Below are 11,484 nucleotides of genomic sequence, written 5' to 3' on the forward strand. Positions count from 1 at the left end.
TTTTGCTTAAGGTTCCTAAACGTGCTTTGTTCCAGTCGGGATTTGACTTGACTGGTCCGGCATGGTAAAACGCTTTCACCTATGTAAACGGTAACAATTATGTCCATGACACCAGGTATCTCAAAAAAACTTTTTGTTTTTCTCTTTTTTTTCCTCTTCATATTTTATGGCACAGTATATGGCCTGTTTATGAAGGTCCGGGAAATGTCCGCTACTTCTGCCCGGATTGTCGGTATCAGCAACCGGATTGCGGTATTGTCCAACGATCTTAAAAATAACCTTCTTGATATGGACGCAAATATTAAGAAATTGAAACTGCTGAAAAAAGATGTTTATTTTGATTATTTTGGAACAGCCCGGCGCAATTACCAAAAGGTGCTTGATGAGATCATTGGGCTGGATGCAAGGCGGGGAACGCCTGCAGGATACTGGCGTAACATTGACCGGACCTTTGGTGGGCATATCCAGTCGGGTGTGTCCATGGAACAAGCGGTGACCGAAGCGTATACCTGGATTGATGCTGATGTGATGGACCACTGGATGGCCACCATTGCCATGGCCAGAAAGGACAATGAAGGCAGAATTGAGCAGGCGCTGATCCTGATCAACCGCTTAAGCGGCCAGGTGATAAGAAACTGTATCATCGGGTTTGGTATTTCTATACTGGTAGGTATTATGGGCATTGGGTTTATTTCCAGATCCATCATTGTCCCCTTGAATAAATTAAAATCCGGGCTTAACCGGGTCTCTGATGATAATTACACTTACGAGATGGATATTACTTCCAAAGACGAATTTGGAGAGTTGGCAGCGGCATTCAATGATATGAATCGTCAGCTTAAAGCCGATGACGAGATCCGTTCGGATTTTATTGCCACCTTAAGCCATGAAATTAGAAGCCCCTTGTCTTCCATCCGTGAATCTGTGAATATGTTGACCGAAGAGGTTCTTGGGCCGGTAAATAATAAACAGAAGAAATTTTTAACCATTGCAGCCAATGAAATTGCCCGGATTACAGGCCTTTTAAACCACCTTCTGGATGCGTCTATCCTGGTTTCAGGGACTAAGAAAAGACAGGTTGCCCCCTTTGATCCCAATCAGCTTGTGCAATCCGCCATTTTAAGTATTACCCCCGGGGCAAAGGCCCGGGGTATCCGTACGGAATTTAAGGTTCTTGGACAGGCACCCATGGTCAAAGGGGATGAAAAGGAAATAATGCAGGTCATAATAAATATTCTGGATAATGCGCTGAAATTTTCACCGGACAACAGCCGGGTGAGCGTCCGTTTGACCCGGGGGCCGGGAAAGCATTTTCTGACATGTGCTGTCAGTGACGAAGGGCCGGGTATTCCCGACGATAAAAAAAATTTGATTTTTAAGAAATACTACCGGGCCAGGGAGGTGCGTAAACACATGGACGGGGTCGGACTTGGTTTAAATATTGCCCGGCGCATTGTTCAAGCCAATGGCGGAGAAATTTTTGTTGAGAATAACCCGAATAAAGGGTGTACCTTCTCCTTTACTTTACCGGTGTTTTAATAGATGAATTTTAAGGACTTTTTATATGCGTTTTTCATGGATATCTGATTTTTACCTGAAATTGTTCATGGGAAAGACGGTCACTCGTTTTTTTCTTTGTTTCAGGATTCTGGTTTTTATCGGGTGTGTCGGGGTGTTTTTAAACGGGTGCAGCATCTTACCTACCTGCACTTTCGTCTGCCGGGATGCCATGGTAAAACAGGGCCAGGAGGCATATTTAAATGGAGATTATACCCTTTCCCGTCAGATTTTTTCAAAGCTTGTTTTAAGGGAAAACAGTGCACATTATCAGGCGGCCGGTCTTTATGGAAATGTTTGTCTTGACATGATCCTTGCGGAAAATGCCCCGGCTTTTAGAGCGGCAGTGGAGCGACTTATGCTTTTACCTTCACAGTTACCCTGTCGGATTTCAACGCCCGGGGGCCGGGATACTGCCCGCCGTAGGACTTCTTGCAATCTGTGGTCGAGGATGTACCCCGGGATGCTGGAAAAAGCCCTGGGCCACGGAATGGTCTTGCTTGAATCCGAGCGGTCGGGTATTTTGAAAAAGCTTAATACGCTTTATGCCAGAGAGGAAATTTATAAAAAAGAGCGCCTTAATATGCAAAAAGAAATTGATACCCTCGGGTGCAAAATAACAGCCTTAGAAAAGCAGAACATGGAACAGGAGATACGGATAACTGATCTTTTGCACCAGATAACCGTGCTTGAGAAAATTGATAAGGAACGGCAGGAACAAAGGGAGAACCAGTGACGGCAGCACACAAAATACTTATTGTTGACGATGACCCCAATATCCTGGAGGTCTTGGACGCAAGGTTGTCCGCATCCAACTTCAAGGTGTTAAAGGCAAAGGATGCGGCAGGGGCCGAACAGATACTCAAAGCGCAGAAAGGCGTAGATCTTTTAGTTTCAGATATAAAAATGCCGGGGAAAAGCGGAATGGAATTGTTCACGCATATTCGTAAGTCCCTGCCGGATTTGCCGGTGATTTTTTTGACTGCCCACGGGACCATACCGGATGCTGTGGATGCTATAAAACTGGGCGCAGCCGATTATATTTCAAAACCCTTTGACGGCAAGGATCTGATCCAAAAAATTAATGCTGTGATAGCCCTGCGCGGCACAAATGGCGACACAGGAACGATACCTCTGGTTGAATCCGGGTTCTACTGGGGAAAATCCGCTGCCATGAAGCGCCTTTATACCACGGTGAAAAAGGTGGCTGCAACCCAGGTCAATGTGCTTATTCTCGGGGAAAGCGGGGTGGGCAAAGAGCGTATTGCCGGATGTATTCACAAAAATAGCCCAAGGAAAGAACAACCTTACACGGTGGTGGACTGCGGGTCAACGCCGGCAGGTATCCTTGAAAGTGAATTGTTCGGGCATCTGAAAGGGGCGTTTACCCATGCCGTAAAGGACAAAGTCGGGCTTATCCAGGCTGCGGACTCCGGGACGCTTTTCCTGGATGAGATCGGCAATATCTCCCATGACATGCAATGCCGTCTGTTAAGATTTCTGGAGGATAAAAAAATCCGCCAGGTGGGCGCAATAAAAGAAACAACTGTGGACTGTCGGGTGGTTGCAGCGACCAACGCGGATCTTGCCCAGGCTATTGAAGAGGGAAGCTTCCGCCAGGACCTGTACTACCGTCTCAAGGGAATCACCCTGACCATTCCGCCTTTGCGGGAGCGAAAAGAAGATATTTACCCTTTGGCCGATCTATTTGCCGGCAACTATGGCCGGGCGCACGGCACTGACCGGATGCGTATTTCCGATGCTGCGGTCAAAGTGCTGGGAGAACATCCCTGGCCCGGTAATGTCCGGGAATTGAAAAATACCATTGAAGCCGGGGCTGTTCTGTGCCAAAATCAGATTATTGAACCATGGGACCTTCAGATTGAAAACATCAGGGAAAATGCGGTGCTGACTTCCGACCTGCCCGATTCCCAGGCGTTTTCCATTGAACAGAGTGAAAAGGATACCATCATAAGGGCCCTGAAAAAGTCAAGGGGGGTCCAAAAAGAAGCGGCCGATCTTTTGGGCATCAGCAAACGGGCCATGCACTATAAGGTCAAAAAGTATGAGATTAATCCTACAGTCTATAAATAAAACATAAAGGCTTCATAATTGCGAAATAATTTGATGGCGTCGTAAAAAGTCTTTGCGCATTAGGTTATCGCCTCTGACCAGACACTATTTAGTCATCGGTTGGGCTTTCTGCGGATTCATCAATTTTCGGGGTATCCTGTTTTTTACTATGCTTTTGAGGCAATCGGTTCCCAGGCCGTTTTTGATACTGGGATGCAGTTTTCGTAACTTTCAAAACATTTTTGGTAACCGGATACCTGGTATTGGAGGGACTGTTTTTATCCTGAAAATAACTTTTTCGATTTACCTGATTTTTTTTATGTTTTTGGGGTAGGGCAGATGGCACATAAGTTGCTCATACTCTGTTTAAATCCTTATGGAATTCGAAAAAAAAATATAACAATAATATTTATGTGTTTTGCCAAAATCTGAAAAGGAGGCTATTGATCAGTGGAGATGAAACAGGAGGATAATATGTATTTCAGCGCGGAGTTTCAACTGGATAATCCTGGAATTTTTTATCAGTTTAAGTTGAGGAACAATGAATCAGAACCATTTTTCGCGCTGGTGACAAAGCACTCAAAGGCGTTGGAGAGTCTTAAAAGCGGCGATCTTGTGCCCATGATTTTTCATTACAAGGACAAGACAATACCTGCAGTTCGTAAACCGACCCGCATCAAATATATTCTTGACGGTACGCCCAACGGATTTAAAGATCACTTCATGATCGGCCTGGACATTGAAAAGATTGGCGAGTAATTGATTTTCTCAGTGTTCCGGATAAATCAAGACCGGCCTGCCTGGTAAACCGGGTCAGTGTGTCAATTCCCACCAGAGGGTAGGCGGCGTAGGGCAGATTTATTAAAGTCCGGCATGGGAGTCCCGGATCGGTGGTATTTGGATCTCCTTTGCCCGGGGTCCTGTGATTGCAGAACAGGCCGGCCAGTTTTATACCCAGCGTTGCAAGCTGGTCGGCAATTCTTCGGGTTTCTGCCAGGGACAGGGCATCTGCATTATGCACGACATAGCATATGGCTCTATGTTCAAAAAAGGATTTTAGCTTCAGATGGTCGGATTTTATCTCCATAATTCTTGCCAGCACCTTATCCTGGGCAATCTCCTTACCGGCCAATTTTATTTTTGAAATAATTTCTTTTTTTTTGTTGATATCCAGCCGCAGTTTTTCCAGCTGATCCACCCAGAGCAATGACAGGGTCGGCAGATTGAAAAAGCTTAGGGAAAGGGCTGTGGGCGGCATGTCTATAATCAGGTAATCCCAACCCATGTATTTTTTTTTAAGATCACTGAAACTTGCGGCAAGTGCGTGTGCCTCCATACCCGGGGACAGTTTTAGTACATCAAAATAGTTGCTGAGATTAAAGGCGGTCAGATAGGTGAAGTTACGTTTTACCTTTCGTGTAACCCCTTCCAGATAGGAGGCGATCTCTCTGTCTTTGTCCACCTGGATAACTTCAAGGCTGGGAAGAACGGTCTTGGGCGCATGGGAAAAGGAAGTCTGAAAAATATCACACAGGTTGTGGGCATCGTCAAGTGATGAAAGGCACACCTTTAAACCCGCTCCGGCAAGGTCAAGAGCGCAAAGTGCCGCACATGTAGATTTGCCTGTGCCGCCTTTTCCTAAAAAAAAGAGAACTTCAGGTTCCATTTTCATGAGATATCAAACGCGGAAAAAAGTCTTGATAACGGTTCATTGGCTGTCTCCACCCGTTCCATTAATAGGATGAGATCTTTTTCCATATCCGGCAAAAGGTCCAGGCTGATACGTTCCGGTGGGGCAGGCATGCCGATGAAGGCCCCCTGGCAGAGTACCGCAAAAATATATTCCATCTCTTCAACCTCGTCCTCCAGACGGTCAACCGCCTTGTATCGAGCCACCTCATCCGCTGTTTTCCAGGTGTTGACTATGGCGTTTTTTATTCTAATCATCGCGTTTTTAATCATGGCCATACCACCCTGAACAGTTTGATGTCATGGGCAATCCGTTTTTTGGACGGAAAGTAATAATAGACCCCGTAAAGTGCCATGAGAATAATGCCGCCGGCATGAAATTCGGAAAGCCGGCCACATACGGCGGCAAGTGCCAGATAGGGGGTAATGCCGGAGACAATGATCAGCCGGCGCTGGAAGGTTAAAAACGGTGAAATTTGCACCTGGAGATTCTGTCTGACCTTGTAAGCAAATTTTACCCGTATCAAAACGGGCCCTGCAATGGCGGTAGCGGCAGCGCCCGTGAAAAGCATCACATGCCAGATTTCAGGTAACTGCCGGATGGCGGCTTCCGGGGAGTGGCTGCCAAAATTACGGGCCACAAGAAGGCATGCAACAATTATCAATGCCGGTCCTGTGATTAGCCAGTAAAGACGCTTAAGGGATGATATCAGTTCTAACTTAGAAATCATGGTCAGATTGTTTCATGTTTTTTTTGTGGGGTGAGCCTGGGTGTTGATAGAACAGGTCAGCCCATGGCTGTTATCAGCATCTTAAAGATCTATATCTGTTTTCACCGTTGCAATTTTGATCAAGCCTTCAATGAAAATCCAGACAGCCAGTATTAGACTGATGCCGTTCACTGTCTGCAGCAGCGCATTGTGGTTGGCGCCAAATGTGGTCTGATTTAAAATGAGCGCCCATATGGTCAACACCATCATGGCAATGGCCGGGACACCGGCCACAAGCCACTTGACACCGCCTTTTGTCTTTAGATAGGCTGCAATGATGATTAATGCAAGTCCGGCCAGGGTCTGGTTTACCGCACCGAACATGGGCCACAGTTTGAGCGCGCCCTTGCCGCCGGCGCCTGTGGCAAAGGCCAGGACCAGGGCTGTGGCAACAGCTAAGAAGGTAGCTGTATATTTGCCTGTAAGAAAGTCAAGTTTAAGATTGGAAAACAGCTCTGAAATGATGTAGCGCTGGATACGGGTGGCCGTATCCAGAGTGGTGCCGGCAAATGAGGCCACAAACACACCCATGACGGCAACGCAAAGGCTTGTGGGAATTCCCAGAGAGGCAATCATATTGGCGGAACCGTTAACAAAGGCGCTGATTTTGGAGCCAAGGCCTGCGGCGGCCGCCCAGGATGAATAGTGGGTGGTCCAGGCAGCGACACCCGTCAGTACCTGGCCGTCCTTGGTGGGATAGCCCATACCGATACCGGCGGCCACAGATATAATAACCAGAACCGCAAGCGCGCCTTCCAATAGCATGGAACCGTAACCCACAAACAATGAGTCGGTTTCATACCGTACCTGTTTGGCAGAGGTGCCGGATGACACCAGGGAATGGAAGCCTGAAATGGCCCCGCAGGCGATGGTGATAAAAAGGAAGGGCCACATGGGAGGCGCTTTTTCAGGGGTCAGCTGAACAGCCGGGGCCACAATTTCAAGGTTGCTGCCAAAGGCAGAGACAAAAACACCTGCAATCAAAAGAGCCATGGCGATTAAAAGTTGGTGGGAGTTTATGAAGTCCCGGGGTTGCAGCAGTGTGGTCACCGGAAGAACCGATGCGATGAAGGCATAGAACAACAGAATGATACTCCAGATGCCCGTGGCGGGAATCCCTGCCATTTCCGGCATGTTAAAAGGCAGATAAATGCCCATGGCAACAGTGATATACATTGCAATCACGGCAATAATAGACCAGGTCATGATGCTTTTGCCCTGTTTGTAAACCGCATGGCCCAGCAGGACAGCGATGACAACTTCGCACCATACCGGTAATACGGACTGCGGGTACATGCTGAACACAATGGCAATGACAAGGCCGAATACGGCAATAACGATCCACAGCTCAAGAAATACGATTAAAAAGAAGAAGAACCGGGTCCGGTTGTTTACATACTTGGCCGTATAATCGGCAATGGATTTACCCTGGTTTCTCATGGAGATGATTAATGCGCCAAAGTCGTGGACCGCACCCATGAAAATACTGCCCACAAAAACCCAGATCAGGGCCGGTGCCCAGCCCCAGATAATGGCAACGGCCGGTCCCACAATGGGGCCTGTGCCGGCAATGGAAGTAAAGTGATGCCCGAAGATCACCTCTTTTTTGGTGGGGACATAATCCACCCCGTCTTCCATCTCTACGGCAGGGACGCCTGCCCCTTGGGTCAGGTTAAATATTTTTTTGCCGATGTATCGACCGTAAAGGTTGTACATGATAAGATAACCCGCAAAGGATAGGATCATGATTAATAAGGCGTTCATTTTTGCATTCTCCTTTTCTTACCTATCTGCCTGTTTTAGTGTATGCATGGCACAGGCAGCCGGTTTTAAAATTATGTAACTTCCCTTAGTATAAAACGTTTTGGCGGACACTGATAAATGTCTGTCTGGTGTGATTTCCCGTCCTCTTCGTTGACGTGACTATACTCCAATGATATGGGAGGAACAACTATTTTGTTTAAGTTTAATTAGTTGGTTGAAACAATGACATGTATTGTAAAACTTAATAACGCTGTGGATACCCTTGAAGAAATTTATACCCTGTTTGACAAGGCGATGGCAGCGTTTTCATTTGCCTGCACAAAACAGTGTGCAGACTGCTGTACCTGTAATGTCACCACCACAGGTCTTGAAATTGCCTATCTCCAAGACCGCCTGGATGCCGGGAGGCTGGACGATATCCGTGTCCGGCTGGCCCGTGCCGGACAAACGCGAAGGTTCCGGCCCTTTCAGACCACCAATGGATTTGCCCTGGCCTGCATGGAAGGCCGTGATGCAGATGATCAGGAAAATGATCCGTCCTGGGGAACCTGTCCTTTGCTTGAAGACGGGATTTGCACCATCTACCCTGTCCGGCCCCTGGGGTGCCGGGTGATGATGTCCACAACCCCGTGCCGGCAGGCTGGGCAGGCGGATATGCCTTTTTTTGCATTAACCATAACAACCGTTTTCATGCAGTTCGTGGAGCACCTGGATGCAGGTGGCGTATACGGCAGCTTCCTTGACCTGCTGGAATATGCACAAAAGAATGTCTTGGATTGTAACCGATTGCCAAAGAAAGGCAAAATTCCAGGAACCACCCAGAATCTAAAGATTCCTGCGCTTATGATTCCGCCTGAGCATGTCGAAAAGACCCGAAATCTTGTTCAGTCTCTAAGACGTATGATCCAAGAAAATGATGGTCCCTTAAGTTCTGCTTGAAGGGAATACCTGTGTTTGGACGAAAAGTTGCCCAGATGCAAGGCGCAAGCAAAGCTGAAACCGGAGCGTACTGGCGTACGTGAGGATTTTAGCTTTGTGCAGCAACGCCGCAGCTGGGTGACTTTTCGTTCAAACACGAGCTTGACTTCACCCGTAAGAATGGGTTAAATGCATGCCTGCATTTAAAATATATAGCACCAACCTATTATAGAATAAGGAACAACCATGACTAAAAACGTGGTAGAAAGAATTGACGATTTAGTGAAAATAAAGACCATTCTGGTCAGCGTATCCGATAAAAGCGGGCTTGAGACATTTATTCCGGGGTTGCTCGGGATTAATCCCGATATGACCATTTTATCCACCGGCGGAACCTATTCCAAAATAAAAGAGATTCTTGGACCTGATGCACAAGACAACCTTAAACAGGTCTCTGATTATACCGGCCAGCCCGAAACCCAGGGGGGACTTGTTAAGACCCTTGATTTTAAAATTTATTTGGGTCTTTTGACTGAAACTTATAATCCTGCCCACCAGGATGACCTGAAAAGAACCCATGCACTACCCATTGATATGGTTTTGGTCAATCTCTATCCATTTGCCCAGACCATTGCCAAGGAAAATGTTACCGTGGAAAATGCCCGGGGCAATATTGATATTGGCGGGCCGACCATGATCCGGGCCGCTGCTAAAAATTTTATCCGGGTCGCCTCTGTGGTGGATCCCAAATCCTATGACGATATTCTGGAAGTCCTTAAAAAACAGGACGGGGCTTTGGAACTGAAAGACCGGTACTCTCTTGCAACAAAGGCCTTTGAGCATACCGCCCGGTACGACCGGGCCATTGCCGATTATCTAACCGGGCTTTCAAAACAAGACGTTCAATCGTGTTATAAAACAGGGGAATAGATATGAGCACAGATCTTAAAAAGATGTACAAAACCATCATGGATGACCATTTTACCCCGGCCATGGAGATCTCCTTTGTGAATGGCGATAGCCGGCAAACCCTGTTTTATGAAAAAGCCTCCTGGATTATTGATGGGGTGGAAAAGGGTCTTCGTTACGGGGAGAACCCGGGCCAGGAAGCTGCATTGTACCGGCTGGTGAATGGGAATTTAGCCCTAGGGGACGCAAAAACCATCGTGCCGGGTAAACATCTCGTGTCCGATATTGAACTGCTGCAGTCCGGTAAACACCCAGGTAAAACCAATTTAACGGATGCAGACAACTCCTTGAATATTCTCCGGTATTTTACGGATACCCCCTGTGCCGTTATTGTCAAGCATAACAACCCCTGCGGGGCTGCCCGGGCGGACAGCCTGGAACAGGCCTATGCTAAAGCCTATATGGCAGACCGTATAGCGGCGTTTGGCGGGTGCATTGCATTGAACAAGGCCGTGGACAAAGCAACTGCAGAAGGCATTGCCGATCAGTATGCTGAAGTGGTGGTAGCTCCGGAGTTTGAGGACGGGGTCATCGAGATTCTGGGCCGGCGGAAAAATCTGCGGGTGATCCGGATCAACGCCATGGACAAACTGCAATCCTTTATTGGTGAGCGGGTGGTGGATTTCAAAAGCCTCATGGACGGCGGCATTGTGGCCCAGTGGTCCTTTGTGCCCACAACACTGAAAAAAGAAGATCTTTTCATTGCTTCCACAGAATACAAGGGAACAACCTATAAAGTAGACCGGGTCCCCACGGACCAGGAATACGAGGATATGCTTTTTGGCTGGCTGGTGGAGTCCGGTATTACCTCCAATTCGGTAATATATGTCAAGGACAACTGCACCGTGGGGATCGGCACCGGTGAACAGGACCGGGTGGGAGTTGCGGAAATCGCCGTGGACAAGGCCTATCGCAAATTATGTGACCGGTACTGCTTTGAACGCTACAATACGCCTTTTGCCAACTTGACCGATGAAGATAAAAAGGCCGAGATTGAAGCGGATGTGGCAGACCAAAAGGGCGGGCTTATTGGTTCTTCCATGATTTCGGATGCGTTTTTTCCGTTCAGGGACGGCATTGATGTGGGGCTGCGGCAGGGGGTAAAAGCCGTGATCCAGCCCGGTGGCTCCATGAATGATTACCAGTCCATTGAGGCCTGCAATGAATACGGCGCAAGCATGGTATACACAGGCCAGCGCAGTTTTAAGCACTAACTGAACTTTTTTTCCTGCTCGTGCTCGAATTTATATTATTTAGAGCACGAGCAGGAGCAAGATTAAGAGCACAATGACGTATCGATTCTTTTGAGGCAACCAATAAAGATTTATATGAAAGTCTGTGTAACCAACGCTGATCTTTCAACTTTCGTTGTGGGCTGAGCCTGGGTGCCGATAGACCAGGCCAGCCCATAGCTGTTATTGGAAATTAAACACCCCAGTTAAAAATTGTACCAGTAAATTTAATGTTCTATTAAATTGATTCTGGTGGGCCTTCGAACAGTCACGAAAATAATGTATTACCATTAGCAGGATACTCAGTGATGGGGAATCCTATCCCAATTAGATTTTTCCTGATTATAACGGATTTTGGGGACATGTCCGTAAGCCTCCCAATGAACCCGAAATTAAAAGATTATGAAGCCAATTTTCGTGGTACTTAAATTCGTTAACTCTTTCAAAAGAACTTACATAGCCTTTTTGCTTTACTGTCCATGGATTGAGTGGAGCAAAATTTTGGATAAGAG

At 47.2% G+C, this 11,484-nt stretch carries 11 protein-coding genes; 7 read left to right on the forward strand and 4 right to left on the reverse strand.

Translation table 11 applies throughout. The features are described from left to right. Positions 1-204 precede the first annotated feature (204 nt). The 4 genes from B147_RS0101790 (at position 205) to B147_RS0101810 (ending at position 4,389) form a co-directional block, all read left to right on the forward strand. Positions 205-1,539, forward strand: coding sequence for a HAMP domain-containing sensor histidine kinase (locus B147_RS0101790; protein WP_033396710.1), 1,335 nt, complete (start codon positions 205-207; stop codon positions 1,537-1,539). A gap of 25 nt (positions 1,540-1,564) precedes the next feature. Continuing rightward, a complete protein-coding gene (locus B147_RS0101795; protein WP_020585550.1) occupies positions 1,565-2,293 on the forward strand; it encodes a hypothetical protein in 729 nt (242 codons plus the stop codon). Next, positions 2,290-3,651, forward strand: coding sequence for a sigma-54-dependent transcriptional regulator (locus B147_RS0101800; protein WP_020585551.1), 1,362 nt, complete (start codon positions 2,290-2,292; stop codon positions 3,649-3,651). Before B147_RS0101795 ends, B147_RS0101800 begins: the two co-directional genes overlap by 4 nt. 453 nt (positions 3,652-4,104) lie before the next feature. Continuing rightward, positions 4,105-4,389, forward strand: coding sequence for a hypothetical protein (locus B147_RS0101810; RefSeq protein ID WP_245568885.1), 285 nt, complete (start codon positions 4,105-4,107; stop codon positions 4,387-4,389). Here B147_RS0101810 and B147_RS0101815 read toward each other — a convergent pair. The 4 genes from B147_RS0101815 to B147_RS0101830 all read right to left on the reverse strand — a co-directional run bounded on the left by B147_RS0101815 (position 4,352) and on the right by B147_RS0101830 (position 7,853). Then, positions 4,352-5,302, reverse strand: a complete 951-nt coding sequence (locus B147_RS0101815; protein WP_020585554.1) for an ArsA family ATPase — start codon at positions 5,300-5,302, stop codon at positions 4,352-4,354. The genes B147_RS0101810 and B147_RS0101815 overlap by 38 nt on opposite strands. Beyond that, positions 5,299-5,592, reverse strand: a complete 294-nt coding sequence (locus B147_RS0101820; RefSeq protein ID WP_245568886.1) for a DUF7990 family protein — start codon at positions 5,590-5,592, stop codon at positions 5,299-5,301. Before B147_RS0101820 ends, B147_RS0101815 begins: the two co-directional genes overlap by 4 nt. Then, positions 5,589-6,050 carry a hypothetical protein gene (locus B147_RS0101825; RefSeq protein ID WP_157237729.1) on the reverse strand — a complete coding sequence of 154 codons (462 nt, stop codon included), beginning with the start codon at positions 6,048-6,050 and terminating at the stop codon, positions 5,589-5,591. The genes B147_RS0101820 and B147_RS0101825 overlap by 4 nt, the downstream gene beginning before the upstream one ends. Positions 6,051-6,131: 81 nt before the next feature. Then, positions 6,132-7,853, reverse strand: coding sequence for a carbon starvation CstA family protein (locus B147_RS0101830; RefSeq protein WP_026259471.1), 1,722 nt, complete (start codon positions 7,851-7,853; stop codon positions 6,132-6,134). A 222-nt stretch (positions 7,854-8,075) separates the two neighbouring features. Here B147_RS0101830 and B147_RS0101840 point away from each other — a divergent pair, with 222 nt between their 5' ends. From B147_RS0101840 to B147_RS0101850, 3 genes are all read left to right on the forward strand, one after another. Then, positions 8,076-8,792 carry a YkgJ family cysteine cluster protein gene (locus tag B147_RS0101840; RefSeq protein ID WP_033396712.1) on the forward strand — a complete coding sequence of 239 codons (717 nt, stop codon included), beginning with the start codon at positions 8,076-8,078 and terminating at the stop codon, positions 8,790-8,792. 225 nt (positions 8,793-9,017) lie between these two features. Continuing rightward, the gene (locus B147_RS0101845) at positions 9,018-9,701 is read left to right on the forward strand and encodes an IMP cyclohydrolase (RefSeq protein ID WP_020585560.1); all 684 of its coding nucleotides are present in this window, start codon (positions 9,018-9,020) and stop codon (positions 9,699-9,701) included. 2 nt (positions 9,702-9,703) lie between these two features. Beyond that, a complete protein-coding gene (locus tag B147_RS0101850) occupies positions 9,704-10,954 on the forward strand; it encodes an AICARFT/IMPCHase bienzyme formylation region (RefSeq protein ID WP_020585561.1) in 1,251 nt (416 codons plus the stop codon). Positions 10,955-11,484: the final 530 nt, after the last annotated feature.

The sequence above is a fragment of the Desulfobacter curvatus DSM 3379 genome (assembly GCF_000373985.1).
GTDB classification, from domain to species: domain Bacteria; phylum Desulfobacterota; class Desulfobacteria; order Desulfobacterales; family Desulfobacteraceae; genus Desulfobacter; species Desulfobacter curvatus.